Genomic DNA, 519 nt, shown 5'->3' on the forward strand with positions numbered 1-519 from the left:
CGACTGGGCCAGAACCCCCGTCGAAAGATCGCCAAAGGCCACCAGATCGCCGGTATGCGTGCTGGCGATGTCGGCTGCACGGTTGTCGTTACCGTCCATACCGCCCAGCACGACATGGAAGCCGGTCGCCATGGCGCCGATCTCGTTCTCGATGGAGGCGAGATCAACGTTCATCGACAACGTCCCGCCACCACCGGCCAGCGACTGGGCAAAGTCCACAATCGCGTGATCGCCAGCCGTTTGGAATGTGCCGGTTGTATTCACCGTCACCTTGCCTGCGTTCATGCTGGTGGCCTTTTGGGCGCCGACGCGAACGGCGATGACGGGCTCTTCCTTGGGTTTGATGCCGATCATGCCGACGTAGGGCACGCCCGGCATACCGACGACACCGGCCAGATCCAGCGCCAGCGAACCGCCGCCGCCGTTGATGCTCTCGGCCTTGATGGCCATCGCGCCGTCGCCCAGCACAGTGATGTCGCCGGAGTGGTCCACCACCACCTCGCCGCCGATACCGCCCGA

General features: G+C 64.5%; 1 protein-coding gene. It reads right to left on the reverse strand.

Annotated features, from left to right (window positions below; genetic code table 11):
• On the reverse strand, positions 1-519 hold a 519-nt coding region (locus tag HX774_RS18750; RefSeq protein ID WP_178828944.1), incomplete at both ends, for a hypothetical protein.

Source organism: Brevundimonas sp. P7753, assembly GCF_013386595.1.
GTDB lineage: Bacteria > Pseudomonadota > Alphaproteobacteria > Caulobacterales > Caulobacteraceae > Brevundimonas > Brevundimonas bullata.